25 protein-coding genes and 1 tRNA gene are annotated in these 23,297 nt (G+C 70.6%); 10 read left to right on the forward strand and 16 right to left on the reverse strand.

Annotated elements, in window-relative coordinates:
* Positions 1-17 precede the first annotated feature (17 nt).
* Genes K6T50_RS12860 through K6T50_RS12880 form a run of 5 tightly spaced genes read right to left on the reverse strand, consistent with a single transcriptional unit; the run spans position 18 to position 5,726 of the window.
* Positions 18-212, reverse strand: a complete 195-nt coding sequence (locus K6T50_RS12860) for a hypothetical protein (RefSeq protein ID WP_222606980.1) — start codon at positions 210-212, stop codon at positions 18-20.
* Complete coding sequence (locus K6T50_RS12865; protein WP_222606981.1) at positions 212-1,570, reverse strand: MFS transporter; 1,359 nt, start codon at positions 1,568-1,570, stop codon at positions 212-214. The genes K6T50_RS12860 and K6T50_RS12865 overlap by 1 nt, the downstream gene beginning before the upstream one ends.
* A complete protein-coding gene (gene nasA / locus K6T50_RS12870) occupies positions 1,563-3,791 on the reverse strand; it encodes an assimilatory nitrate reductase NasA (RefSeq protein ID WP_275673104.1) in 2,229 nt (742 codons plus the stop codon). Before nasA ends, K6T50_RS12865 begins: the two co-directional genes overlap by 8 nt.
* Positions 3,788-3,967: a hypothetical protein gene (locus K6T50_RS12875; RefSeq protein ID WP_222606982.1), complete on the reverse strand. Its 180-nt coding sequence runs from the start codon at positions 3,965-3,967 to the stop codon at positions 3,788-3,790. Before K6T50_RS12875 ends, nasA begins: the two co-directional genes overlap by 4 nt.
* Entirely contained in the window at positions 3,960-5,726 is a 1,767-nt protein-coding gene (locus K6T50_RS12880) for a nitrite/sulfite reductase (protein ID WP_222606983.1), read from the reverse strand. Before K6T50_RS12880 ends, K6T50_RS12875 begins: the two co-directional genes overlap by 8 nt.
* Positions 5,727-6,094: 368 nt before the next feature.
* Between K6T50_RS12880 and K6T50_RS12885 the strand changes: the two genes are divergently transcribed.
* Together K6T50_RS12885 and K6T50_RS12890 are read left to right on the forward strand one after the other, a co-directional pair.
* Positions 6,095-6,289 (forward strand): cold-shock protein, encoded by a 195-nt coding sequence (locus K6T50_RS12885; protein WP_222606984.1) that lies wholly within the window; start codon positions 6,095-6,097, stop codon positions 6,287-6,289.
* 141 nt (positions 6,290-6,430) lie between these two features.
* Complete coding sequence (locus K6T50_RS12890; RefSeq protein ID WP_222606985.1) at positions 6,431-7,294, forward strand: isocitrate lyase/PEP mutase family protein; 864 nt, start codon at positions 6,431-6,433, stop codon at positions 7,292-7,294.
* Positions 7,295-7,426: 132 nt separating this feature from the next.
* Here the strand turns inward: K6T50_RS12890 and K6T50_RS12895 are convergent, their stop codons facing one another.
* Positions 7,427-9,592 (reverse strand): S9 family peptidase, encoded by a 2,166-nt coding sequence (locus tag K6T50_RS12895; RefSeq protein WP_222606986.1) that lies wholly within the window; start codon positions 9,590-9,592, stop codon positions 7,427-7,429.
* Between the two features lie 150 nt (positions 9,593-9,742).
* On the opposite strand from K6T50_RS12895, the gene K6T50_RS12900 reads away from it, so the two are divergent.
* From K6T50_RS12900 to K6T50_RS12910, 3 genes are all read left to right on the forward strand, one after another.
* Entirely contained in the window at positions 9,743-9,982 is a 240-nt protein-coding gene (locus K6T50_RS12900; RefSeq protein ID WP_222606987.1) for a glutaredoxin family protein, read from the forward strand.
* An 11-nt stretch (positions 9,983-9,993) separates the two neighbouring features.
* Complete coding sequence (locus tag K6T50_RS12905) at positions 9,994-10,530, forward strand: cob(I)yrinic acid a,c-diamide adenosyltransferase (RefSeq protein ID WP_222606988.1); 537 nt, start codon at positions 9,994-9,996, stop codon at positions 10,528-10,530.
* Between the two features lie 96 nt (positions 10,531-10,626).
* Complete coding sequence (locus K6T50_RS12910) at positions 10,627-10,893, forward strand: DUF7553 family protein (RefSeq protein ID WP_222606989.1); 267 nt, start codon at positions 10,627-10,629, stop codon at positions 10,891-10,893.
* 51 nt (positions 10,894-10,944) lie between these two features.
* Here K6T50_RS12910 and K6T50_RS12915 read toward each other — a convergent pair whose 3' ends face one another.
* Positions 10,945-11,196, reverse strand: coding sequence for a DUF7120 family protein (locus tag K6T50_RS12915; RefSeq protein WP_222606990.1), 252 nt, complete (start codon positions 11,194-11,196; stop codon positions 10,945-10,947).
* Positions 11,197-11,299: 103 nt separating this feature from the next.
* On the opposite strand from K6T50_RS12915, the gene K6T50_RS12920 reads away from it, so the two are divergent.
* Together K6T50_RS12920 and K6T50_RS12925 are read left to right on the forward strand one after the other, a co-directional pair.
* Positions 11,300-11,374, forward strand: a tRNA-Val gene (locus tag K6T50_RS12920).
* 289 nt (positions 11,375-11,663) lie between these two features.
* Positions 11,664-12,380 carry a M48 family metallopeptidase gene (locus K6T50_RS12925; protein WP_222606991.1) on the forward strand — a complete coding sequence of 239 codons (717 nt, stop codon included), beginning with the start codon at positions 11,664-11,666 and terminating at the stop codon, positions 12,378-12,380.
* 15 nt (positions 12,381-12,395) lie between these two features.
* Here K6T50_RS12925 and K6T50_RS12930 read toward each other — a convergent pair whose 3' ends face one another.
* Entirely contained in the window at positions 12,396-12,758 is a 363-nt protein-coding gene (locus K6T50_RS12930) for a response regulator (protein ID WP_222606992.1), read from the reverse strand.
* Between the two features lie 223 nt (positions 12,759-12,981).
* Between K6T50_RS12930 and K6T50_RS12935 the strand changes: the two genes are divergently transcribed.
* Positions 12,982-13,401: a CopG family ribbon-helix-helix protein gene (locus K6T50_RS12935; RefSeq protein WP_222606993.1), complete on the forward strand. Its 420-nt coding sequence runs from the start codon at positions 12,982-12,984 to the stop codon at positions 13,399-13,401.
* A 272-nt stretch (positions 13,402-13,673) separates the two neighbouring features.
* On the forward strand, positions 13,674-14,816 hold the full coding sequence (locus tag K6T50_RS12940) for a CBS domain-containing protein (RefSeq protein ID WP_222606994.1): 1,143 nt from the start codon (positions 13,674-13,676) through the stop codon (positions 14,814-14,816).
* 129 nt (positions 14,817-14,945) lie between these two features.
* Here the strand turns inward: K6T50_RS12940 and K6T50_RS12945 are convergent, their stop codons facing one another.
* The 4 genes from K6T50_RS12945 to K6T50_RS12960 form a co-directional block, all read right to left on the reverse strand.
* Positions 14,946-15,791 carry a hypothetical protein gene (locus tag K6T50_RS12945; protein ID WP_222606995.1) on the reverse strand — a complete coding sequence of 282 codons (846 nt, stop codon included), beginning with the start codon at positions 15,789-15,791 and terminating at the stop codon, positions 14,946-14,948.
* A 7-nt stretch (positions 15,792-15,798) separates the two neighbouring features.
* On the reverse strand, positions 15,799-16,872 hold the full coding sequence (locus K6T50_RS12950) for an actin-like salactin (RefSeq protein WP_222606996.1): 1,074 nt from the start codon (positions 16,870-16,872) through the stop codon (positions 15,799-15,801).
* Between the two features lie 2 nt (positions 16,873-16,874).
* Positions 16,875-17,333, reverse strand: coding sequence for a FlaD/FlaE family flagellar protein (locus tag K6T50_RS12955; protein WP_222606997.1), 459 nt, complete (start codon positions 17,331-17,333; stop codon positions 16,875-16,877).
* 127 nt (positions 17,334-17,460) lie between these two features.
* Positions 17,461-18,333: an alanyl-tRNA editing protein gene (locus tag K6T50_RS12960; RefSeq protein WP_222606998.1), complete on the reverse strand. Its 873-nt coding sequence runs from the start codon at positions 18,331-18,333 to the stop codon at positions 17,461-17,463.
* A 180-nt stretch (positions 18,334-18,513) separates the two neighbouring features.
* Here K6T50_RS12960 and K6T50_RS12965 point away from each other — a divergent pair, with 180 nt between their 5' ends.
* Positions 18,514-19,209, forward strand: a complete 696-nt coding sequence (locus tag K6T50_RS12965; protein ID WP_222606999.1) for an HD domain-containing protein — start codon at positions 18,514-18,516, stop codon at positions 19,207-19,209.
* A 207-nt stretch (positions 19,210-19,416) separates the two neighbouring features.
* Here the strand turns inward: K6T50_RS12965 and K6T50_RS12970 are convergent, their stop codons facing one another.
* The 4 genes from K6T50_RS12970 to K6T50_RS12985 form a co-directional block, all read right to left on the reverse strand.
* Positions 19,417-20,409 carry an NAD-dependent epimerase/dehydratase family protein gene (locus K6T50_RS12970; RefSeq protein WP_222607000.1) on the reverse strand — a complete coding sequence of 331 codons (993 nt, stop codon included), beginning with the start codon at positions 20,407-20,409 and terminating at the stop codon, positions 19,417-19,419.
* 123 nt (positions 20,410-20,532) lie between these two features.
* Positions 20,533-20,985: a DUF7313 family protein gene (locus K6T50_RS12975; protein WP_222607001.1), complete on the reverse strand. Its 453-nt coding sequence runs from the start codon at positions 20,983-20,985 to the stop codon at positions 20,533-20,535.
* 64 nt (positions 20,986-21,049) lie between these two features.
* Positions 21,050-21,775 (reverse strand): NAD(+)/NADH kinase, encoded by a 726-nt coding sequence (locus tag K6T50_RS12980; protein WP_222607002.1) that lies wholly within the window; start codon positions 21,773-21,775, stop codon positions 21,050-21,052.
* A 55-nt stretch (positions 21,776-21,830) separates the two neighbouring features.
* Entirely contained in the window at positions 21,831-23,177 is a 1,347-nt protein-coding gene (locus K6T50_RS12985; protein ID WP_225935321.1) for a M28 family peptidase, read from the reverse strand.
* Positions 23,178-23,297 lie beyond the last annotated feature (120 nt).

Below are 23,297 nucleotides of genomic sequence, written 5' to 3' on the forward strand. Positions count from 1 at the left end.
CCGAGATCCGGCGTCGATCAGGCTATGAACCCCGCCCGACCGGTGAACGCGAGATACAGCGAGAACGCCGTGATGAGGACCGCGAGGGCCATCTCGGCGTACAACACGATCCGCCCCCACCGGTACCAGTCGTCGGCCTCCGGGGCGGAGTCGCCGTCCCGTTCGGGCCCCGAATCGGCGTCCAGTTCGGGCCCCGAATCGGCGTCGACCATCAGTCGTCACCTCCCGCGGCTGCGACGCCGTCGCCGTCACGGTCGCCGAGCCAGCGCCGTGCCGAGCCGATCCCGTGATCGCGCGGGTCGTCGTCGTGGCGCATCGCCCACACGTAGAAGGCCATGATCGGGACGAAGAAGACCACCGCCACGACGGCGTAGCCCGCGTGGATGTTCGGGACGTAGCCGTACACGAGCGGGTAGACGATCCCGCCGCTCGTGGAGACCCCGCCGACGAACCCCGAGGCGGTGCCCGGGCGGTCCTCGAAGAGCACGGGCACGATGGCGAACACACCGCCGGTGCCGAAGCTGACGGTCACGCCGAAGACGGCGAGCACGACCACCGAGACGGGCAGCAGGCCCGCCAGCCCGGCGGCCGTCAGCGCCAGCATCGCGACCGTGATACAGATCAGCGCCGTCATCAGCCAGTGGACCCGCGGCGAGTACTCCTGGCTCGTCGAGAGAACTGGGTACGGCGTCCACCCCTTGCGCTGCCACAGGTCGGACATGTACCCCGAGAACGGCCGAAACAGCGAGGCGTTGAACGACTGAACCGCCGCGAACGTCCCCGCGGCCGTCTGGACGGCCGCGACGCCCTCGAAGCCCAGATCCGAGATGGGGCCGGCGAACCCGTCGGCGTAGTAGGTGGGGAGCCACGAGTTCATCGCGATCTCCAGCCCGAACGACATCGCGTACGCCAGCATCAGCCCGACGGCGGCGTAGCGCGTCCAGACGTACAGCGTGTCCCCGAGCGACGTGTTCTCCCTGGCCGTCTCGGCGGTCGCACGGTCGCGGGCGGCCCGCCCGCGCCACTTGTAGACCACGGCGATCCCGATCGCGACGAGCCCCAGATGGAGGAACGCCTCCGAGAAGTTCGTCCCGTAGATACGCGGGAGCAGCAGCGCGCCGACGCCTGCGCCGACGTTGCCCGTCCCGGCGTACAGCCCCTCGGCGGTGCCGATCTCGTGTTCGTCGAACCACTGGGCGACGTGCTGGATGCCGACGACGAAGGTCGCGCCCGCGCTGGCGACGACCATCCGCTCGACGAACAGCACCTCGAACGCCGAGAGGAACGCCACCTCCGAGGCGTACGCCGACAGCACCGAGACGCCGCCCGTCGCCGCCAGCACGAACGCGAAGACGTTGTGCGCGCCGAAGCGGTCGGCGGCCCAGCCGGCGAGCACGCGCCCCGGCGGCGACAGCCAGATCGCCGAACTCGCCAGCAGCGCCAGCTGTCCCGTCGTCAGCCCGTAGAACTGCCCGATGCTGGGCGAGAACGCGGCCGTCGAGAACCACATGAGGAACGCCCAGAAGAACGCGACCGTCGCCAGGATCAGCTGCTCGATCTTGTTAGTCATCGCCGATCACCTCCGGGTCGGCCGCGGCGGCGTCGCGCGCGGCGGCGTCGGTCGACTCGCCCGTCCCGGACGCCGCCGGCGCCAGCCGAACCGCGCACTGTTTCAGGTTCGGCTCGTCGGACTTCGGGTCCGTCTCCGGCAGCGTCAGCTCGTTCGTGCGCGGGTGGTGGATCGGCAGCCAGACCAGCCCGCGCGGGACCGCCGGGTCGGCCTCCGGCCGCACCGGCACCGCCCCGCGGCGCGAGGCGACCGTCGCGGTCGCGTCGCCCTCGGCGGTATCGTCGCCGTCGGCGGTCGCATCGCTGTCGACGGTCGCGTCCCCGTCCAGCCCCGCCTCCGCGAGGGTGTCGGGATGGGCCCGCGCGAGCGGCGCGGGGTCGGTCACGTCCCCGCGCGAGCGGACGCCGGTGTTGTAGCCGTCGGCCTCGCGGGCGGTGGTCAGCGTGAGCGGGTAGTCATCGTCGACCGGCTCCGCCAGCGCGCCGTCGACGGCCGAGGAGAAGCGCGCGCGACCCGAGGGCGTCTCGAACGCCCAGCCGGCGTCGTCGCTTCCGGCGTCCTCGCCCCTGCCTTCGTCGCCGTCACCGTCCCCGTTTCCGTCGCCGTCGCGGTAGCGGTAGCCGCCCTCCGAGCGCGCGTCGGGTGCGGGCCACCGCACCGCGCCGGCGTCGTCGAGGCGGTCGTAGGAGATACCCGAGCAGTCGGCCGGGGTGCCCGCCGTCAGCGCGGCGAACTCATCGAAGACCGCCTCGGGTTCGGTCGCGGGGAACAGCCCCGGGGCGAGGCGCTCCCCGAGCGTCGTGATCGTGTCGAGGTCGGTGCGCACGTCCGGCGGGAGGGCGGTCGCGGGCCGCACCCGCGACACCCGCCGCTCCATGTTCGTCGTCGTCCCCGAGGACTCCCCCCACGTCGCCGCCGGCAATACCACGTCCGCGAGGGCGGTCGTCTCGGTGTGGAAGGCGTCCTGCACGACGAGGAAGGCGTCAGAGAGCCGCTCGCGCACCGCGCCCGCGTCGGGCATCCCCGCGACCGGGTTCGTCGCGACCGCGTACACCGCCTCGACGGGGCCGTCCTCGATGGCCTCGACGGTCCCGACCGGGCCGGGCCCGGGGTCGTCGGGGAGGCGGTCGACGGGTACGTCCCACGCCTCGGCCAGCAGGCGGCGCTCGGCCGGGTCGTCGAACGGGCGCTGGCCGGGCCAGGAGCCCTTCGAGGAACAGATCCGCGTCCCCATCGAGTTCGCCTGTCCCGTCAGCGAGAACGGACCCGTTCCCGGGCCGAGGTTCCCCGTCGCGAGACAGAGATCGATCAGTGCGGCGGCGGTGTCGGTGCCCTGCACGCTCTGGTTCACGCCCATCCCCCAGTAGATCAGGGTGGGGTCCGTGAGGGCGGCGGCGAGGTCGTCCACGACCGCGGGGTCGAGGCCGGCAGTCGCGGCCGCCGACTCGACCGACGGGAGCGACTCCCGTAGGGACTCGAAGCCGGTCGTCGCCCCGGCGACGAACTCCTCGTCCACCTCGTCGCGCTCGACGACCCGGGCGAGCACGGCCCGCGCGAGCGCGAGGTCCGTCCCGGGATCGGAGGCGACGTGCGCGTCGGCGACGCCCGCGGTCTTCGTTTCCACCGGGTCGACGACGATCAGCCGGGCGTCGTCCTCGCGGGCGCGCTGTTCGATCCACCGGAACATGACCGGATGGGCGACCGCGGGGTTGGCGCCCCAGACGACGTGAGTGACCGCGTCGTCGATGTCGTCGTAGGTGCATGGCGGCGCGTCGCTGCCGAAGGCGTCGTAGTATGCCGTCACCGCGCTCGCCATGCACAGCGTCGTGTTGGCGTCGTAGTAGCGCGTGCCGAGGCCGCCGCGCGCGAGCTTCCCGAGCGCGTACGCCGCCTCGTTCGTCTGCTGGCCGCTGCCGAGCACGGCGACGCCGTCGGGGCCGCCGCCGCTGGCCGCACGCAGCCCCGCGACCGCGCGGTCGAGCGCCACGTCCCACGTCGTCGGGTGCAGGTCGCCGTCCTCGCGCACGAGCGGCCGGGTGAGCCACTCGCCGTCGGGGTCTGCCGACTCGCTGATCCCGCGCTGGCACGCGAGGCCGCGGTTCACGGGGTGGGACACGTCGCCGCGGACGGAGTCGACGCCGTAGCCCGCGTCGACCCCGATCTGGAGGTGGCCGCAGCCGACCGCACACCGCATGCAGGTCGTGGGGACGGGATCGGTCACGCCTCCTCCTCCGTCGATGGCGCCGTCGTCGTCGGCCCGGTCGCATCCGCGGGGGTCGTCCCCGTGTCACCGCCGCCGAACAGTTCCGGCGCGGCGTCGGCGGGCGCGTTCGTGGGCGCCCTGCCGTCGCTGTCGGCCCCGCGGGCGTCGGCCGCCGGGGCGTCGTCCTCAGTCATCGCTCGGGAGGGGGTCGCCGCTGGCGTCCGTCGGGGCGGGGCTCTCGCCGTCGGCGAAGGGGTACCAGGACTGCTTCGCGTCGGCGAGGCAGGGGTCCTCGTAGTCGGTCTCCTCCGGCTCGGCGAGTTCGACGAGCGTCTCGTGGCCGGTGGCGTCGACCCACTCGCGGAACGACTGCCCCTCGGTGCGCAGCGCGGCGAACGCCTCCACGAGGTTCCGGATCAGCCCCGGCACCTCGTCGGCGGGGACGCGCTGGCGCGTCCACTCGATGAACGACGGCTCCGGCCCGAGGCCGCCGCCGACGCCCACGTCCATCGCCTCGACCATCTCGCCGTCCTTGCGGGCGCGCATCCCCTGCAGGCCGATGTCGGCGGTCATCGCCTGCCCGCAGTCGGCGGTACACCCCGAGAAGTGGACCTTCAGTTGTGTCACGTCCTGGGGTACCTCCACGTTGCGCCGGAGCCACCGGAGCATCACGGCCATCCGCGCCTTCGTCTCGGTGAGCGCGAGCGAGCAGAACTCCGTCCCCGTGCAGGCGACGGCGCCGCGGTCGAACAGCGTCGGCTCGGGTGTGTGCGTCTCCAACAGCGGCTCGTCGAGCAGGTCGTCGAGCGCGTCGTCGGGCACGTCCACGATCAGGGGGTTCTGCCGGCGGGTGAGCCGCACCTCGCCCGAGCCGTACTCGTCGGCCAGATCGGCGAGTTCGATGGCCTCCTCGGCGCCCATGCGGCCGACGGGGACCGACAGGCCGACGTAGTTGCCTCCGTCCGCCTGCCCGTGGACGCCGACGTGGTCGTGTTTGCCGCGCGCGGGCGACCGCCCCGCGTTGTAGGTGTACTCGTCGCGGAGGTTCGTCCCCGCGTGTGACAATTCGACGTCGACGCGCTCGGCGAGCGCCTCGCGGATCGCGTCGGTGCCGTGCTCGTCCACGAAGAAGCGGCCGCGGTTCTTGTTGCGGTTCTCGCGGTTCCCCTCCTCGTGGTAGTACTCGACGAACGTCCGGACGACCTCGTAGGCGTGCTCGGGCCGGACGAACACGTCGAGCGATCGGGCGCGACGCGGCTCGCGCCCGCCGAGCCCGCCGCCCGCGCGGACGTTGAAGCCGCGGATCTCCTCCCCGTCGATCAGCTTCCGCGCGGGCTCCAGCGCCACGTCGTTGATCGCGTCCTGCGCACAGCCCTCGCGACAGCCCGTCACCGAGATGTTGAACTTCCGGGGCATGTTCGCGAGCGCGTCGTCGTCGCGCAGGTCCGTCTGGATGCGGTCGAGCAGCGGCCGCGTCTCGACGTACTCGCCGGCGTCCTTCCCGGCGACCGGACAGCCGGTGACGTTGCGCATGGTGTCGCCGCCGGCCGAGCGCGAGGAGACGCCGACTGCCTCCAGCTTCTCCCAGATCTCCGGGATGTCCTCCAGCTTCAGCCAGTGCAACTGGATCGACTGGCGCGTCGTGAGGTCGACCCACGCGTCGCCGAACTCCGGGTTCGAGACGGGGCCGGACGCGTACTCGCGGGCCACCTCGCCGATGGCGCGCAGCTGCCCCGGCTCCAACACGCCCCCGCAGTTCGTCAGCCGCAGCATGAAGTAGCTCTCCTGGCCGCCGCGGTGGTGGAACACCCCCCAGAACTTGAACCGCGAGAACCACTCCTCGCGCTCCTCCTCGGGGATCGACTCCCACCCCTGCTCGGCGAACTCCTCGATCTTCTCGCGCACCGCGTCGCCGTACAACTCGTCCTTCCAGCGTTCTTTTTTGTTTGACATGGTCGAGTGCCCGAACAGTCGGGAATAGAGCGCGATTGCGCCCGAACGTATTCGATGTACGGATAATTCGGGCACGATCGTCGGTAAAAAGTCCTGTCCTGTACCGTCCTTAATCACATCCGATGACTTGTGATCCGCCACCGAACGGACGATCAACGGTACGTATTACCATGACTAGTCGATGATGAACACGGATCGTCCAGTTCTGTGGGTACCCGACCGCCGGTTCGCGACCGTCCGTTGGATCCGGCCGCCGTCGACGCCGCCGCCGGCACGGACAGCGCCCGTGTGTCCCAGACCCACGACGCTCAGTGACGCACGGAACCGCGGTACGGAAGGGTTATCAGTACTCCTCGTCTCGAACGGGTATGGCGAAAGGGAAGGTCGACTTCTTCAACGACACTGGCGGCTACGGTTTCATCGCGACTGACGACTCCGACGACGACGTCTTCGTCCACATGGACGACATCGAGGGCGGCGATCTGGAGGAGGGCGAGGAGCTCGAGTTCGACATCGAGACGGCCGAGAAGGGCCCGCGCGCGACGAACGTCACCCGACTGTAAGGCACTACCCACGAACGACCGCGCCCTCGGGCGCGACCCGATTTTCGGTTCTTTCACACTCCACAGCAGCGGCTCGCTCGGCGGCCTCGACGCCGGCCATACAGTTATCGCGAGCGACGGCGACGGTGTACGCGACCGACCATGAGTCACGACACACAGCGGGCAAGGGCGCGGGCGTTTCTGGATCTGCACACCGACACAACGGACGGACCGCTCCTGCTCGCGAACGCGTGGGACGCCGCCAGCGCCGTCGTGTTCGAGCGCCTCGGCGTCGCCGCCGTCGGCACCTCCAGCGCCGGCGTCGCGGCGTCGCTCGGCTACCCCGACGGCGAGCACGTCCCGCGCGAGGAGATGATCGCGGCGATCGACCGGATCGCCGGCAGCGTCGCCGTCCCCGTCAGCGCCGACATCGAGGCCGGCTACGGCGACACGCCCGAGGCCGTCGCCGAGACGGTCGCGCGCACGCTCGACGCCGGCGCCGTCGGCGTCAACCTGGAGGACGGCACCGGCGACCCCGAGAACCCGCTGCGGCCGACGGCCGAGCACGCCGCCCGGATCCGGGCGGCCCGCGAGGCCGACGACGACGTGGGGGTCCCGGCGGTCGTCAACGGCCGCACGGACGTGTTCTGGGCCGGCGTCGGCGACGAGGCGGACCGGCTCGACCGCGCGGTCGAGCGCGCGAACGCCTACGTCGACGCCGGGAGCGACTGCGTGTTCGTCCCCGGCGTCGCGGACGCGGAGACGATCGATGCGCTCGCGACGCGGATCGACGCGCCGCTGAACGTCCTCGGGGGCCCCGGCGCGCCGTCCGTTCCCGAGCTCGGCGACCTGGGCGTCGCGCGCGTCAGCGTCGGCTCCGGCCCGATGCGTGCGACGCTCGGGAAGCTGGAGTCGATCGGCGAGGAACTGCTGGAAACCGGGACCTACGAGGGGATGGAGGGCGGGGTGCCGTACGGCGACCTCGCGGAGTTGCTGTCGGCGGCGCGGGCGCGACGCGAGGAGTGAGCACCGGGGTCGGGCGGCATTCGATGTCGCCGCCGTGCGTGGTTCGTCTCAGTCGCTCGGTTCGCTCACTCGTCTACGCTCTCCGTGGGCGGCTCGGCACAGAGACCTCGCCGCCGTTCTCCGTTGCCTCGCTCACTCACTTCGTTCGTTCGCGTCGGCAACGCTCTCTTCCTGCGTCTCGAACCACTCCGTCACCTCCTCGATGCGATGGGTCGCCCGCTTGGGCGTCCCGATGTTGTGGTGCTCGTTCGGGTAGATCACGAGCTTCGCGTCCACGCCCTGCTTGCGCACGCTGACGTACAACTGCTCGGCCTGCGTCGGCGGACACCGCCAGTCCTCCTCGCCGGCGGTGATCAGGAGGGGCGTGTCGATCTCGTCGACCCGGGTGATCGAGGAGATGTTGCGGTACAGCTCCGGGTTCTCCCACGGCATCCCGAACTCCCACTGGTGCCAGTTATGGTTGTCGTCGGTCCCGAAGTTGCTGTAGAAGTCGTAGATGCCGTGCTCGGGCGCGGCGGCCGCGAACATGTCCGTCCGTGTGACGGCGTGCGCCGTCGTGATCCCGCCGTAGCTGAAGCCCGTGCAGAACAGCCGGTCGGGGTCGGCGACGCCCTCGTCGACCAGGTGCTCCATCGCCGCGATCACGTCGTCGGACTCCAACTCCCCGCGAGTGCCCTTCAGCGACTCCGAGAACGCCCGACCGTAGGAGGTCGACCCCCGGTAGTTCGGCTTCGCGACGACGTACCCCTTGGTCGTCCAGTAGGTCACGTCGAACCGGAAGCCGGGCGCGTCGTAGCTCATCGGCCCGCCGTGGATCGCACAGATCGTCGCCGCGGGGTCGTCCGCGTCGGCGTCGAAGTCGGCGGGGTAGTAGACGACCGCCTCGATCTCCTCGCCGTCGGGGTTCTCGTAGGCGACGACCTCGCAGTCCGGGAGCGCGTCGGCGCGCTCGTCGAACCACTCGGCGTTGAGCGCCGAGAGTCGCTTCGTCGGGCCGCCGGCCTCGTTCTCCCGCAGTTCGGCCCCCGGAACGGTGTACACGTCCGGCGGCTGGTCGGCGGCCGTGAGGCCGAGCGCGACGGCGTCGCCGGCCATGTCGAACGCCGTGATCGTGCGGTCGCGACCCTGCCGGGAGAACGCCCGCCGCGGCTCCCCGTCGAGCGGGCACACCGCGAGCCGGGTCCACGCCTCGTCGGCGATCGGCACGACGACGGTGTCGCCGTCGAGCCAGCGGGGGGCGGCGCCGCGAGCGAGCGTCCGGTCCAACGCGGCGGAGACGGACCGGACGTCGGCGTCGGCCTCGTCGGGCGCGACGTACGCCTCGTTGGGCTCGTACCAGTTGTCGTAGTTGCTGCCGTCGAACGCCAGCCGGTCGCCCTCGGGCGACCACGTCGGCGAGGCACACCGGAGGCTCCCGTCGGTGACGACCCGGCGGTCGGAGCCGTCGGGGGCGATCGTACACACGTCGTAGGCGCCGGAGTCGTCGGGGTCGTCGTCGACGCAGGTGGTGTACGCGATGCGGTCGGTCGGCCCCCAGGCGGGCTGGAGCCCCGCGAGCGGCTCCGCCGAGCCGGCGCCGTAGGCGTCGTCGAGGCGCTCGAACTCGGCGGCGTCGGCCCCGTCGGCGTCCACGTCGCCGACGAACAGGTAGGTGGTCACGTCGTCGAGCCAGCCGGCGCCGTCGCGCTTGTGCTGGAGCCGCGTCACCTCGATGGGCCCGCCGTCCTCGCGCCGGTCGAGGTACTCCTCTTCCTCCTCGGTCGGGTCGCGGGCGGCGACGACGAGGCGGTCGCCGTCGGGCGCGAGGTCGAACTCCTTCACGCCGCGTTCGAAGGCGGTCAGTTGGCGCGCGTCGCCGCCGCGCGCGAGATCGAACGCCCACACCTGCGGCTTCGGCTTCTCGTCGCCGTTCCCGCCGTCGCCTCCGTTCCCGCCGTCGCCTCCGTTTCCGTCGTCACCGTCGTCCTCGTCGGACTCCGCCTCGTTCGTCTCCTCCGTCTTGTCACCCTCGTCGTCGCGGCCGCGTGTGCGGTCGAGGTCGTCGTCGCGCGCGGCGATGAAGGCGAGCGTGTCGCCGTCGGGCCCCCACGTCGGCGACGAGGCGGACGACGCGCGGGTGAGCCGGTGCGGGTCGCGACTCCCGTCAGCCGGCGCCACGTACAGCCCCGTTCGGTGTTCGTCGGCCGTCGGGTCCGACTCCTGAGCGGTGAACGCGACGCGCTCGCCGTCGGGGGAGACCGACACCGCCGCGAGCTGTCGCAGGTCGTAGTACGACTCGAGATCGATCCCGTGCTGCATACGCGCCGGTGTAGTGAGGATCACTTCACCGTTCGGGAACCGGCCGGGGGCGCGGTCGACCGGCGCACGCCGCCGTCGCTCCCGTCCGCGATGCAGTCGGGGACGCCGGCCGTGACAAGCTACTTGCCGGCAGCGACCCACGGTCCGGACATGTCCATTACGCTGTACGCGCTGGACGGCTGTCCGTGGTGCGAGAAGGTCCACGACGCGCTCCAGGAGGCCGATGTCGAGTACGAGACGATCTGGACCGAGGCCCTGCACTCGAAGCGCGACGAAGTCGCCCGCGTCAGCGGGCAGCGCGGCGTCCCCGTGCTCGTCGACGAGGAGCGCGGCGTGACGATGAACGAGTCGGCGAACATCCTCGAATACGTCGAGCGAACGCTCGCCTGAGGCCCGATCCGATGCCCATCTACACCGGCCGCGGCGACGAGGGTAAGACCGACCTCCGCGACATGTCGCGGGTGTCGAAGACCTCCCCCCGCATCGAGGCGTACGGCACCGTCGACGAGGCGAACGCGCTCATCGGGACGATCCGCCCGACGGGGTACGACGACGTGGACGAGATGTTGCGCGCGGTGCAGGACCACCTCCACGTCCTCCAGGCGGACTTCGCCAACCCCGACCCCGACGAGGGCGACCCGGTCGTGCGCGAGCGCCACACCGACCAGTTGGAGGAGTGGATCGACGAACTGGACGAGGAGCTGGAGCCGCTCCGGAGCTTCGTGCTCCCCTCCGGAAGCGAGGCGGGCGCGAAGCTCCACCATGCGCGGACGGTCGTGCGCCGGGCCGAGCGGCGCGCGGTCGACCTGGCGAACGACGAGCCGGTGAACGCCGAGGCCGTGGCGTACCTCAACCGTCTGTCGGACGCGCTGTTCACCTTCGCCCGGGTCGTCAACGCCCGCGACGGCGTCCCCGAGGACGCCCCGGACTACGAGTAGTCGAGAGCGGGTTCCGCCGCTCACCATCCGTCACACCGCCCGCCGCCGGCCGCGACCCCCACAAACGATTTATTCGTCCTCCGGCAACGAACAGATATGTCCAAGCACTTCGAGGACGCGCGATACTACCTCGGCCGTGCGGCGGACCACGCGAAGGAGGGGGTCAAAGAGGAGCTCGAACCGGTCGAAGACCGCGTTCGCGAGATCGTGGGCCGCGAGAAGGAGCCGGAGCCCTCGCGGCTCGACCGGCTCGAAGCGGACCTGACGGAGCTGTCGAAGAAGGCGGAGGGCGAGGCGAAGGAGGCCGTCCAGCAGGCGCGCGAGCGCCTCGACGAGTACCGGTCCGGTCGAAGCGCGGAGTAACGCGGTCGCTCTTTCGCGGTCGGCGTCGAATTCGGGTCGGTCGATCGAGAATCAGAAGGTCGGCTCGTCGCCCATGTCGTCGTCGAGGGCGGCGGGGTCCTGTTGTTCGTCGATGGCGTCGGTGAAGAGGTCGCCGTCGGCCTCCCCGTCGCTGCTCGGGTCGTTCTCGACGTCGTACGCCTTGAGGCCGCGGGTGAGGAAGTCCTCGATGGCCTCCTTGCGGTTGAGGAACTCCCCCTGCTCGGCGAGCCGCGAGATCTCGCTGTCGATTCGGTCGGGCAGGTCGACTTCGATCTTCGTCACGCCCGCTCGTCCGTGGTCGGACGGGATTAATCCTCGGGTCGCTCGCGGCGACGCCGACACGGACGGTAAGCCTTAAGCGTGCCACCGGGATACGTTTCGATGCGGGTTGGTGGTCTAGTCCGGTTATGACGGCTCCTTCACACGGAGCAGGTCGGCGGTTCGAATCCGCCCCAACCCAGTTCTGTCGACACACCGACTGCGAGCGATGGCGAGCGGTCCGTGCCGACTGGATCGGTCTCGGGGGCGATTCGAATCAGGGAGTGAAGCGAGCGACCGCGAGTGGAACGACCGCGGTTCGAATCCGCCCCAACCCAGTTCTGCGGCGGCACGTCGCGACGACGACTCGCTCGTGAGTCGACGAGCCGTGCCGTCGGACACCGACCCACTCGTACTCCCGACGCGACTCACCGACAACAGCGCCGTCGCGTCAGCGGGATTTACTACCCCGGTCCCGGTGCGTTCGCACGATGCCCGGGCCGTCGACGATCGATCTCGCGGGCGAGACCGTCGCCTACGATGTCCGATATAGTGCGCGCGCCGAACGCTCCCGCATCGACGTGGGGCTCGCCGGCGTGACCGTCGTGATCCCCGACGGCGCGGTCGTCGACCCCGCCGAGGTGCTCCGCTCGCACGCCGAGTGGGTCGTCGACCGCGAGCGCGAGGCCGCGGCCCGGCGGGCGGACCTCCCGGACCGCCGCTTCGAGCCCGGGGCGGCGTTCCCCTACCTCGGCGTCGACCGCGAGGTCGTCGTCGAGACGCGGCCGTACTCGGTCGTCGACGGCGCCACGATCCGGCTGGCGGCCCACCACGTGGACGAGACCTCGGTGAAGCGCGCGCTGGAGACGCTGTATCGGCGGCTCGCTCGTGAGCGGTTCGAGTCGCTCGCCGAGCGCCACGCGGCGGCGATGGGGGTCGACTACGACCGGATCGAGGTGCGAAACCAGCGGACGAAGTGGGGAAGCTGCTCGACGACGGGGACGATCAGCCTCAACTGGCGGTTGATGCTCGCGCCGCCGCGGATCAGCGAGTACGTGGTGGTCCACGAGCTCGCGCACCGCCGGGAGCTGAACCACTCCGAGGCGTTCTGGTCGATCGTCCAGGAGCACGACCCGACGTACGAGGTCCACCGCGAGTGGCTGCGTGAGAACGGCCTCCGGCTGGTGTTCGATCCGTCCGACCTGTGACTCCGGGTACCCGGGCTACGACGCGAGCGCGCTCTCGACCTCCGAGCGCAGCGTGTCCTCCTCGACGGGCTTCGTGACGTAGCCGTCGGCGCCCGCCTTCACCGCCTGCTTCATCTGGTCGCGCTGTTCGACGCTGGTGCACATCACGACGCACGTGCCGGGGTCGCGCTCCTTGATGTCGCTGGTCGCCTCGATGCCGTTCACCTCGGGCATCATGATGTCCATCGTGACCAGGTCCGGCCTGGTCTCCTCGAACAGCTCGACCGCCTCCGACCCGTTCTCGGCCTCTCCCACGACCTCGAAGTCGTCCTCGAGGATCCCCCGGATGAGCGTGCGCTGGAACCCGGAGTCGTCCACGATGAGGATCCGTCTCGCCATGGACGACACTCCTCCGTCCCGCGGATAAGCGTTCACCCGACGGATCCAGGCGTGAGATTTTGGACGGGCCGAGTCGGGTCGGGACGAGTCGGGACGAGTCGGGTCAGGCCGGGCTGGATCGGCCACGCGACTCGACCGCGTCGGCGACTCCCTCGGCCGACTCACGGACGGCCCCGGCCGATGGTACGGAAAGCTTAGTAACTCAACCGCCTTCAGTTAATACATGGGCGTCGTCAGCGTCTCGATGCCGGACAGCCTCGTCGACCGGATCGACGAGTTCACCGAGGAACACGGCTACACCGGGCGAAGCGAGTTCCTCCGGGAGGCGGCCAGGGACCTCCTCGGGGAGTTCGAGGACCGCAAGCTCGAGGACCGCGAGCTGATGGGGATCGTCACCGTCGTGTTCGATTACGAGGGCACGGCAGTCGAGGAGCGCATGATGCGGCTGCGCCACGAACACGAGGAGATCGTCGCCTCGAACTTCCACAGCCACGTCGGCGATCACAACTGCATGGAGCTGTTCATCCTCGAGGGGAACCTGGAACAGATCTCGACGTTCGTCGGGAAGATCCGCGCCACGACCGACACCAAGACGGTGGACTACTCCGTCACCCCCATCGGCGACGCCGAGGGGATCGTCTGAGCGCGCGGGCCGACGCGACGAGTGTGGGGGATGAGAATTGTGGATTTGACGAATAACTGCGTCCGCGTGCGACGAGTTCTCGTGGGCATCCCCGATCCGGTTCACACGCGGTAGTGTCCGGGTTTCGGATGATCTCCCCCGGGATATCCGCCCCGATCAGGTCGCTGTCGGCCGATCGTTGCGATCGCATTGCTATTCGATCACACACCGCCAGTCGCCGGGATCCGAACCAACCTTCAATATCAGGGGGATCGTATCCCCGTGATGGAGTTATGGACATTTCAAACATCGCCGTGCCGGAGTTCGTCGAGGTGGACGCGGGCAAACGACTCGGAAAGATCCGCTCCATCTTCGAACGCGAGAATCCGAAGGGAATCATCGTGATGGAGGACGGCGAGTACGCGGGCGTCATCGGCGAACGGGAGCTGATCAACTCCCGCGTCGACGACGACACGCGGGCTGCGGCGCTGATGAAGTCCGCCCCGGAGGTCGCCCGCACCGAGGACGTCCGCGAGGTCGCGCGCGTGCTGGTCGAGGGGAACGTCAAGGTCGCGCCCGTCTACGAGGGCGAGAAGCTGTACGGCATCGTCACCGTCGACGCCATCCTCTCGGCGGTCCTCGACAACCTGGACGCGCTGACCGTCGACGACATCTACACCGAGGACGTGGTCACCGTCACGGAGGACGCCCACGTCGGCCAGGCGATCAACCGCCTGCGCGAGAACGGCATCTCGCGGCTCCCGGTCGTCAACGAGAGCGGCCGCCTGGAGGGGATCCTCACGACCCACGACATCGTGGACTTCGTCGTCCGCGACGGCGAGCGCCAGGGTCGCGGCGACCGGCGTGGCGACCTCGACCGCATGCTCGATCTGCCGGTGTACGACATGATGTCCTCGCCGGTGCGCACCGTCACCGCCGCGAAGTCGGTGCGCGAGGCGGTCGAGCTGATGATGGACAACGACATCAGCGGCCTGGTCGTCACACCGGAGGAGCGCGACGACCTCGTCGCGGGCGTGCTCACCAAGACCGACGTGCTGCGCGCGCTCACGTTCACCGAGGAGGACGCGATGGACGTGCAGGTGACGAACGTCCGCCTGCTGGATACGCTCTCGCGCGAGGACATCCGCAACTCGATCGGCCAGGTGTCGGACAAGTACCAGGAGATGCGCGTGCTGCACGCGCACGTCCGCTTCCACGAGCACAAGGAGAAGCTCCGGGGCACGCCGCTCATCCAGGCGCAGATCCGCCTGCGCACCACGCACGGGCAGGTCGCCGGCTCCGGCGAGGGGTACGGCGCCGAGCACGCCTTCCACGTCGCGCTCGACAAGCTGGAGCGCAACGTCCTCGAGGTGAAGGGCGTCACCGCCGACGAGCGCTACCGCGGCCAGCTCCTCCGGAAGCTCGGCGAGCTGTAAGCCGGTAGCCCCCACGAGCCGAACCAGCACGGCGAACCCGCGGCGGCACGGTCCCCGCCGTCTCTCGCTTTCTCGCTCTCTCGGTCTCGCGTCCGCCGAGGGGTCCGTGTCCTCGCGTTGCCTCGCGCCCTACCGACCGAACAACCGCTGTAGCGTCCCGCTCGTCCGCTCGTCCCCGACCCCGGCTTCCGCACGGAACCGCTCGATCGCGTCGTCGTCGACGCCGCCGGCATCGACGCGGAGCGTGTCGGCCTCGCCCTCCGTCTCGACGACGACCTCGCGGCCCCGGGTTCCCGCGTACACGCCCATCAGCGCCACCCCAAGCAGCAGCGAGACCGCGCCGGCGACCCGGAGCGCGTCGTCGACGAGCGAGAGCACGGAGAGCACGCCGTCGACCATCGAGAGGAGCCCGCCGACGCCCGTCGCGCCGGCGCCGTCGGGCGTCGTCGCGCTCATCGAGTCGAGCGACACCATCGAGCCGCCCAGCACCATCGCGAGCCCGCCGATGACGGTGTACGCGATGGGGCGAACGAGCCAGTCGGTCGCCGTCGACGACGGCGACACGTCCGTCACGTTGACGCGGTGGACCGCGCGGAGGGTTGCGCGTTTCTCGGGGTCCGCCTGGGGCGCGTGTGCGAGTACTCGGTGGCTCGTCGCTACGAGTCGTCCGTCCGCGACGGGGAGGCTCGCGCGGACCTCCTCCCCGGCGTACAGTAGCGGCTCGACGGGGTCTGACTCAGCGGTCGGAACCGTACCGTCGCCGCCGGCGTCGTCAGGTCGCTCCCCGCTTCGGTCGCGGTCGCTGACGGAGTCACGTGTCGAACCGAGAGAACCGGGGTCGTCGAGCGGCGACGGCTCGGCGGGCGAGACGACCGTGTCGGCGCCGTCGGTGCCGTCGGCGCCGAACGAGACGCCGTCGTCGGCCGGCGGGTCGCGGTCGTCGTCCGCGTCGCCCCCGAAGTCGAAGCCGCCCATCGGCCCCTTACTGGCCGGCGAGCTTCTCGGCGATGCGCCGAGCGCCCTCCGCGGCCGCGAGGTCGGGCTCGTCGGGCACGACCACGTTCACGTCGCGGTCGAGCTCCGCGCTGAGCCGGCGCTCGAACTCCTCGGCGAGGCCTGGGATGCACGCCATGCCGCCGGTGACGGCGATGTCGTTGTTCAGCGAGAGCTGGTACACCTTCATGTAATCGTTGGCGAGTTCGGGGAGGAACTCGTTGGCGACCTCGTCGACGGCGGCGTCGAGGTACCAGTCGAGGGCGTCGACGACGCTGTCCTCGATGGTGAACTCGTGGGAGCCGCCGCCGGGCTGCTGGATCACGTCCGAGAACGGCTCGAACTCCCCGACGTTGCCGTGCTCCTCCTTGTACTCGCGGGCGGTCGTCAGGTCGACGTGGACCCGGCCCTGCGTCTCCTCCTCGACGTTGGCGACGATGCGGCGGTCCACGTCGTTGCCCGTCACCGAGCCGGTGGAGAAGGGCACGAGCTGGTCGCCGCGGCGGTACGCGCACGCCTCGAGGTTCGTCGACCCCATGTTCACGGAGATGAACACGTCGTCGACGGCCTCGACGCCGTCGCCCATCGCGGGGATGGCCCCACACAGCGACTCGGGGTACGCGCGCATGGTGTGGGCGCCGATGTCCGAGGACTCGATGACCTCGGTGAGGTTCTCCAGCCCGGCGTCGTTGTCCATCGTCGGGATGGCGTACACGACCGCCGAGTCCGAGGGGACGCCGTTGGCCGAGAGCAACTCGCGGAAGAACCGGCCCGCCAGCTCCGCGCGGTCGTCGTCCTCCGGCAGTCCGGAGCGGAGCATGTACTCGACGCGGTCGGGGTACTCGGCGGCGGCCTGCTCCCCGAACAGGGCCTTCTCGCTCCCGGTGATCGCGTCCTCGTACAGCGCGAGACACGTGAGCGTTCGCACCGTGGTGAGGTCGTCGCTCTCGGGCTCATCGGGGTACCGAAGCACGGTCCGCGTGGACCCGAGCTTCACGCCGATGGGGGTCGGATTACTCGACTCGAAACTGTCGTCGTCTGCGGATTCGGATTCTGCTGCCATGGTTATCGGAGCGCGGCGAGGCGGGCGACGAACAGCAGGCTCGTGCGATGGTGGCCGACGGTGAGCCGCGAGCCGTCGGTGTCGTCGAAGGCTTCGAGGTACGCCGCGAGGGCGTCCTCGACGGACTCGTCGAGCCACTCCACGTCCCGATAGAAGGCGAGCGCCTCGCGGGCGCGTTCGCGCCCGCCGACGCCGACGAGGTAGCGTAACCAGTCGAGCACGAGCTGGGTCCCGACCACCGAGTCCGGAAGACTCGGCAGGTAGGGCCTGCTCGCGCCGCCGGCCGCCGCCTGAAGGAGGAAGGCGTCTTCCACCTGCGCCGCCCGCACGCGCGCGTCCGCTCGACCGAGGAAATCGTCCGGCTGCGTCCACCGGTCGGGTTCCTCGTCGGCGTGCGTCGGCGCCGCCGCTCCCGTCAACGCTCGCAACTCCTTCGGGTCGTAATCGCTCGGTCTGAGCATGTCCTGGTTCGTCCGCACTCCCTGTGCCGCTACCCTCCCCTATCCGGAAACGGTGTAAATATGTACCCTCCCGAATATCACGGTTGAAATCGTCGGTGCGTCGGCGTCGTCGCCGCTCCCGATCTCCTTACGTGTCCGCGAGCGTGAACTCCACGCGTTCCTTCTCGCCGCCCTGCGTCGTCCGCCCCTCGACGGTCACCTCGCCGATCGCGTCGGTCGCGTCGACGTGGGTGCCCGCGCAGGCGGTCCGGTCGAACGGGGCGTCCGCGTCGCCCGCTCGCGGGTCGGTCCCCTCCCCGCTCGCGTTCCCCGGGGCGCTTCGCGCCCCGCCGATCTCCACGATCCGAAGCTCCGTGATCGAACTCGGGAGCAGATCGATCCGGGTGCGCTCGGTGTCCAGTTCAGCCTCCGCGACCTCCCGGTCCATCGTGTAGTGGCGCACGGGGAGCGCGTCGTCGACGAGGGCGTTCATGCGCGCCTCGATGTCCGCCAGGTCGGTCTCGGAGAACTTCGGGTACTCGGCGTCGAGGCGCGCGCGGTCGACGTACAGCTGGTTGCCGACCGTCCGCGCGTCGAACTCGTCCAGCAGGACCGCCGAGAGGAGGTGCTGTGCGGTGTGATACCGCATGAGAGCGTGCCGGCGGTCCCAGTCGAGGACGCCGCGGACGCGCGCGCCCTCGGGCGGCGCCGCGCCGTCGAGGTGGTGATAGACGGTGTCGGTCTTCTCCACGTCGGTGACGGCGAACTCGTCGCCGGCGGCGTCGTTGGCGACCTCGGCGCCGCCGCCGTCGCCATCGTCCCGATTCGCGTCGCCGCCGTCCCGATCCGCGTCGTCGCCGCCCCCGTCGAGCACGCGGAGCGTCCCCGTGTCGTTGGGCTGGCCGCCGCCGGTCGGATAGAAGTGCGTCCGGTCGAGCACGACGCGCTCGTCGAGCGCGCGCTCGACGGTCGCCTCGAACTCCCCGACGGTGCTGTCGGCGAGATACAGCTGTTCGGTCACGGCCGAACGTGGGCGACGGGCGCACTTAGCGGTTCGTGAGCCGGCCGTCCGGGCCGCGGCCGGCGTCGGCTCGCCGGGTCCGACCTGTCGTAACGACTAAGGACGAAACAGGCCGTATCGTTCCGTAATGAGAACGACATTCGTCTCTTCCCGACTCGATCTTCACAGGGGGTGGCCGCAGTGGGCGTCGAAATAAAGGGCTCGAGCGTCACCGCCGAGGAGTTCGCGGACATGGAGCACTTCGTCCGCGAGTACCTCGCGGCGTCCGTCGAGAGCGAGGACGACGGCGGCCGCATGCGGTGGTACCCGTGGCACTCCGCGGAGTACCGATTCAACCACATCCTGAACGTCGTCGACATCGCCGAGCGGATCGCGGCCAAGGAGGGCGCCGACGCCGACGTGGTGCGCGTGGCCGCGCTGTTTCACGACGTGTCGAAGCTGGAGGCCGATCAGGACGTCCACGCCGAGGAGGGCGCCCGCGTCGCCCGACAGTACCTCGAAACCCACGGCGACTACCCGGAGTCGTTCGTCGCCGAGGTGTGCTCGGCCGTCGAGGACCACTCCTACCAGGGGCCGCTGTCGGACCTGTCGCTGGAGACGCAGTGTCTCATCGAGGCGGACCTGCTCGACAAGGTCGGCGCCAACGGCACCGCGCTCATGATCCTCCGGATGGGCTACGAGGCGCGCACGCACATGGACGCCGCCGAGATGGTCCAGCGCGTGCTGGAGCGCGGTCGCGAGCACGCCTCGCGCGTCGAAAGCGACACCGCCGAGTCCATCGCCCACGAGCGCATCAAGCGCGTGAAGTGGTTCCGCGAGTGGCTGGAGGACGAGGTGAGGGAGATGAGCCACGAGCGCGAGTTCGACGAGGTCTGAGGCGGCGACGGAGGCGAGGCGGAGGCGACCGCGCACGCACACGGCCGCCGGTGCCTCCGCCGTCCCGCGAGCGCGCCGCCGTCAGCGACGCCGGAAGCACCGTCGTCAGCGACGCTTGAATCGCCGTTGTCAGCGACGCTTGAATCGCCGTCGTCAGCGACGCTTGAATCGCCGTCGTCAGCGACGCCGAAAGCGACGGCACTGCACTCACAGCGTGTCGAGCACGCCGAGCACGCGCTCCTCGGCCTCGCGGCCGGGGTCGTGTTCGCTCCCGTCGCGGTCGCTCTCGCGGTGCTCGGCGACGGTCCGCTCCATCGCCTCGCCGAGGGGCGTCGACTCCCAGCCGAGCGCCGCGAGCTTGTTCGTGTCGAGGACGTGCGGGTACTCGCGGTAGAGGATGAAGTCGTCGGGCGAGAGATCGGCCGCCGCGAGCTCGCGCTCGCCCGCGTGGACGACCTCCACGTCGGCGCCGCCGGCGTCGGCGATCAGGTCGACCATCTCCTCCATCGTCACGAGCCGGCGGTCGCCGACGTTGTACGCCTCGCCGGGCTCGCCCTCCTCGGCGACGACCCGCAGGGCGCTCGCCACGTCCTCGACGTACGCGCGGTGCCAAAGGTTCTGGCCGTCGCCGGGGACGACCACGCGGTCGTGGTTCAGCACGCGGTCGATCCAGTAGTCCAGCCGCTCGGTGTAGTCGTGGGGGCCGTAGACGATGCACGGGCGGACCGCCATCGCGTTCACGCCGTCCTCGGCGGCCGCGAAGATCTCGCGGTCTCCCTCGGCCTTGCGCGGGCCGTAGGAGTCGTGGGAGTCGTCGGTCGCCTGCTCGTCGGTGCACTCGCACAGTTCCGTCTCGCCCTCGCGCTTGGGGATCTCCTCGACGCCGTAGGCCGCCCCCGATGAGATGTACGCGTAGCCGTCGACATCGGAGAACACGTCGGTCGCGACGCGCACGTCCTCCGGGTAGTAGGCGACGCAGTCGATCACGATGTCGGGATCGACGGAGAGCGCCGCCGCCTTCAGGTCCGTGTCGTCGCGGCGGTCGCCCTCGACGTGAGTCACTTCCTCGCGCTCCTCGAACGGGTTCTCGTGGGTGCCGCGGTTGAAGATCGCCACCTGGTAGTCGTGGTCGAGCAGGTCGTCGACGACGTGTCGCCCGATGAATCGGGTGCCGCCGATGACGAGCGCGGTGTTTACCATACGCGGGACGTCGCGCGCGGCGGTCGAAAAGGCCGCGATCCCGGGCGGGCTCGCCGGTTCGTCGTGGTCGTGTCGGCGGGGCGAGTCGGTCGCGGGGGCGTCCCGCGAACCGGGGTCGGAGCCTCAGATGATCGAGCTCCAGATCGGCTCGACGAGGAAGAACAGGGCCTGGTACCCGGCGTACGCGATCACGAGGGCCGAGGCGACGATCGCGCTGTTGGGTTTGTCCATCTCCAGGTCGTTGCGCGCCTCGACGCGGCGGGACTCGTACTCGAAGAAGTCGGAGATGACCATCCCGACGACGAGCACGGACAGCACCATCCCCCCGTGCGGTTCGACGATCATGAACGCGAACGACAGCAGGACGAGCAGGCCGTTCACGATCTCGTGGGGGAGGAACCGGCTCAGCGCCTCGTCGTCGTCCCCCTCGGCGGCGGCCCGCTCGAAGCTCCGCTGTGCGAGCAGCCTGGTGACCACGTTCACGAGCACGACCGCGAGGATGGCGAACGGCAGCACATCCGCCACGGACTCCAACGCCCCGAGCGGGACGAGGAACTCCAGCGGTGACGGTAACATAGAGGGAAATCGGTCCACGACTCATTAGAAGCTTTCCAATCCCGTGCGGGGGGACGCGTCCCCCTCAGCGCCGCGTCCGCCGGGGTCGTTCGGAGAGCGGCACCCGGAGGAACGGCACGGCGCCGTCGACGGCGACGCGGACGTCCGCGTTCGGCTCGACGACGCCGACGGCCTCGCCGTCGACGATCAGGCGCACGTCGCAGTCGTCGCGCTCGACGCGCAGGACGACCTCGTCGTCGAGCACCCACGTGTCGGCCGTCGTCGCGAACGGCGAGACGGGAACCACCGACAGTCCGGCTCCGGGCGAGAGCACGGAGCCGCCGGCGGCGCGCGCGTATCCGCTCGACCCCGCCGGCGTCGCGACGACGACGCCGTCCGACCGGACGCGGGCGACCGGCTCGGGGTCGTCGTCCGCGAGGACGGCGTACTCGGAGATACGCGCCGGCTCGGCCGTCATCAGCGTGGCGTCCAGCACGGCACGCGCGCGTCGGTCGCCGCCGACGGTCACCGACAGCGTCGCCCGCGACTCCGTCCGGCCCGCCCCCTCCGCGACGGCCGCGAGCGCGGCTTCGGCGTCGACCCGCGGGATCGAGTGGCGGCCGCCGCCGCCGTCGACCGGCAGGATCGGCGCCCGCGGGTCGCCGAGCGCCGCCTCGACGAGCGCGCGCTCGCCGAGGGCGACGACCGCGTCCGGGTCGGCGTCGGCGGCGACGACCGCGCCGCCGGCGGCCTCGACGGCCTCCCGAAGGGTCCCGTCGTCGCCGGCCAGCGCCGCGCGGAAGTCGGTCATGGTGTCGGGGGTAGTTCGGGTGTGGACTTAACCGACGGGGTATCCCCGCGGCGGGTCACCCGACGACGTTCCCGTCGTCGTCGTAGGGCCAGTCGCCGATCACCTTCATTCCGGTCGCCTTGTCCTCCGCCTCCAGTGCGGCGGCGATCTCGCTCGGATCGCGGCGCGCGATTTCGGTGTCGGCATCCGCGAGATCGGCGACGAGCGCGGTCAGCAGGATCGCCTGCTCGCGGAGGTTCCGGCTCTCCAGCTTCTCCAGCGTGTCCGCCTCGGTGTGGCCCCATCCCCGGCCGCTCCCCTCGGTCTCGCCGGCGACCATGTAGCCCGGGACGCCGTGGATCACGAACGGCCAGTGGTCGCTGTGGGGGACCAGCTCCTCGCTGGTCGAGATCGGGTGATCGAACCGGTCGGCGAGGCGGTCGGCCGCCGCGGCGAGGTCGTCGAACCCGTGGGTCGACAGCGACAGCGTCCGGCCGAAGACGTTGGAGTCGACGTTGACGATCGCAGCGATGGCGTCGCGGTCCGCCCGGTCCGCCTCCACCGACGAGCCGACGAGGCCGACCTCCTCGGCGCCGTAGGCGACGAATCGAACCCGGGTGTCCAGTTCGTCCTCGATCCCGGCGAGCGCGTTCGCCACCTCGACGATCGTGGCGGTTCCGGCGCCGTTGTCCATCGCGCCCTCGGCGATGTCGTGGGCGTCGACGTGCGAGGAGACCAGGATCTCCTCGTCGGTGTCGGGGCCTAACTCGGCTATCGCGTTGCCGCTGGTCGCCTCGGGCGTCTCGCAGTCGACCGCGACGGTGACGGAGTCGCCCTCGGCTCGGCGCGCGAGGCGCGCGCCGACCTCCGAACTCACGCCGACCGCGGGGATCTGCCCGATCGGGTCGTCGTCGGTGCCGACGGAGCCTGTCGGCGGGAGACACCCCTCCACGTGGTTGCGGAAGACGAACGCCGCGGCGCCGTGCTCGACCGCGTAGTAGTACTTCTCGCGGCGGTGGATGAAGCGGTCGACGTCGTCGGGCGTGTCCGAGGACACCATCACGACGTTGCCGTCCACGTCTCCCTCCTCGAAGTCCGACGGGAGGCCGTAGCCGAGGTCGACGAGCTCGGCGGTCGCCTCGCCCGCCGGGGAGCGCGGCAGCGCGATGCAGCGCTCGTCGCGCCCGGCGGCGCGGAGGCCCGAGTCGCCGCGCTCCCACCCCTGCAGGTCGAACTCGTCGATCCGGGCGTCGCGACAGCCGGCGTCCGCGAGGGCGTCGCATACGAGTTCGAGCCCCTCGCGCTCGCCGGATTGGCCCGCCATCCGGTTGCCCACGTCGACGAGGTCCTCCAGCAGGTTCCACCCGGCGTCGCTCGTGAACGCGTCGCCGATCCAGTCCGTCCGCTCGCTGAGGTCTGTCACGCTCGTTCCCTCCGCGTGTCCGGGCAAAGAGGTTCGGAAGCCGGCCGGCCGGGCCGGGAGTCGCGGGTCGTCGGCGGTGCGGTCGGCGAGCGACGACGCGCCTGGACGCCGCCTCCCACG

The organism is Halobaculum magnesiiphilum (assembly GCF_019823105.1).
In the GTDB taxonomy this organism is placed as follows: domain Archaea; phylum Halobacteriota; class Halobacteria; order Halobacteriales; family Haloferacaceae; genus Halobaculum; species Halobaculum magnesiiphilum.

Excerpts from the sequence above, each read along its gene's own strand:
- K6T50_RS12860 (WP_222606980.1), bottom strand. The coding sequence starts at position 212 with ATGGTCGACGCCGATTCGGGGCCCGAACTGGACGCCGATTCGGGGCCC.
- K6T50_RS12865 (WP_222606981.1), bottom strand. The coding sequence starts at position 1,570 with ATGACTAACAAGATCGAGCAGCTGATCCTGGCGACGGTCGCGTTCTTC.
- K6T50_RS12875 (WP_222606982.1), bottom strand. The coding sequence starts at position 3,967 with ATGACTGAGGACGACGCCCCGGCGGCCGACGCCCGCGGGGCCGACAGC.
- K6T50_RS12880 (WP_222606983.1), bottom strand. The coding sequence starts at position 5,726 with ATGTCAAACAAAAAAGAACGCTGGAAGGACGAGTTGTACGGCGACGCG.
- K6T50_RS12885 (WP_222606984.1), top strand. The coding sequence starts at position 6,095 with ATGGCGAAAGGGAAGGTCGACTTCTTCAACGACACTGGCGGCTACGGT.
- K6T50_RS12890 (WP_222606985.1), top strand. The coding sequence starts at position 6,431 with ATGAGTCACGACACACAGCGGGCAAGGGCGCGGGCGTTTCTGGATCTG.
- K6T50_RS12895 (WP_222606986.1), bottom strand. The coding sequence starts at position 9,592 with ATGCAGCACGGGATCGATCTCGAGTCGTACTACGACCTGCGACAGCTC.
- K6T50_RS12900 (WP_222606987.1), top strand. The coding sequence starts at position 9,743 with ATGTCCATTACGCTGTACGCGCTGGACGGCTGTCCGTGGTGCGAGAAG.
- K6T50_RS12905 (WP_222606988.1), top strand. The coding sequence starts at position 9,994 with ATGCCCATCTACACCGGCCGCGGCGACGAGGGTAAGACCGACCTCCGC.
- K6T50_RS12910 (WP_222606989.1), top strand. The coding sequence starts at position 10,627 with ATGTCCAAGCACTTCGAGGACGCGCGATACTACCTCGGCCGTGCGGCG.
- K6T50_RS12925 (WP_222606991.1), top strand. The coding sequence starts at position 11,664 with ATGCCCGGGCCGTCGACGATCGATCTCGCGGGCGAGACCGTCGCCTAC.
- K6T50_RS12930 (WP_222606992.1), bottom strand. The coding sequence starts at position 12,758 with ATGGCGAGACGGATCCTCATCGTGGACGACTCCGGGTTCCAGCGCACG.
- K6T50_RS12935 (WP_222606993.1), top strand. The coding sequence starts at position 12,982 with ATGGGCGTCGTCAGCGTCTCGATGCCGGACAGCCTCGTCGACCGGATC.
- K6T50_RS12940 (WP_222606994.1), top strand. The coding sequence starts at position 13,674 with ATGGACATTTCAAACATCGCCGTGCCGGAGTTCGTCGAGGTGGACGCG.
- K6T50_RS12945 (WP_222606995.1), bottom strand. The coding sequence starts at position 15,791 with ATGGGCGGCTTCGACTTCGGGGGCGACGCGGACGACGACCGCGACCCG.
- K6T50_RS12950 (WP_222606996.1), bottom strand. The coding sequence starts at position 16,872 with ATGGCAGCAGAATCCGAATCCGCAGACGACGACAGTTTCGAGTCGAGT.
- K6T50_RS12955 (WP_222606997.1), bottom strand. The coding sequence starts at position 17,333 with ATGCTCAGACCGAGCGATTACGACCCGAAGGAGTTGCGAGCGTTGACG.
- K6T50_RS12970 (WP_222607000.1), bottom strand. The coding sequence starts at position 20,409 with ATGGTAAACACCGCGCTCGTCATCGGCGGCACCCGATTCATCGGGCGA.
- K6T50_RS12975 (WP_222607001.1), bottom strand. The coding sequence starts at position 20,985 with ATGTTACCGTCACCGCTGGAGTTCCTCGTCCCGCTCGGGGCGTTGGAG.
- K6T50_RS12980 (WP_222607002.1), bottom strand. The coding sequence starts at position 21,775 with ATGACCGACTTCCGCGCGGCGCTGGCCGGCGACGACGGGACCCTTCGG.